At 44.9% G+C, this 606-nt stretch carries 1 pseudogene; it reads left to right on the top strand.

The window, feature by feature from the left end:
• A pseudogene (locus tag M2R48_RS21255) lies at positions 1-606 on the top strand (hypothetical protein); the annotation flags it as partial.

Here is a 606-nt window from a genome sequence, read left to right as displayed (position 1 = left end):
TGGCTTAACAGGTGCAGGTTCGAACAGCAACATCAAGACAGTAATTACAGGCGATACGCTAGATATTCAATTGGCGGATGCACCAGTATTTGCAGGCAAAGTGACAGCCAATGGTTTAGATGCGAATGGCAACAAAGTTGAAAATGTAGCGGATGCGACAGCAGCGACAGATGCTGTGAATAAAGGTCAGTTGGATGCAGCAACTACAGCATCAAGCAGTAAGACTGATGCTTTGGGTAATAGTTCAGCATCTAACTTAGGTGGTGGATCAACCTATGACAGTAGTACGGGTACGATTAGTGCACCAAGCTATGTGACGACGAAGACAGATGGTTCGACGACGACAGCAAACAATGTTGGCGATGCGTTAACGAATTTGAATAACGAAGTTGTTAAACCAATTACCTTCACGGGTAATAGTGGCACAGTTGATCGTAAACTTGGAGAGACGCTGAACATTAGCGGTGGCTTAACAGGTGCAGGTTCGAACAGCAACATCAAGACAGTAATTACAGGCGATACGCTAGATATTCAATTGGCGGATGCACCAGTATTTGCAGGCAAAGTGACAGCCAATGGTTTAGATGCGAATGGCAACAAAGTTGA

It is taken from the genome of Acinetobacter sp. I-MWF (assembly GCF_025433935.1).
GTDB classification, from domain to species: domain Bacteria; phylum Pseudomonadota; class Gammaproteobacteria; order Pseudomonadales; family Moraxellaceae; genus Acinetobacter; species Acinetobacter guillouiae.
Note: the sequence above shows the minus strand (reverse complement) of the source record. Positions and strands in the feature narration are given on the sequence as shown.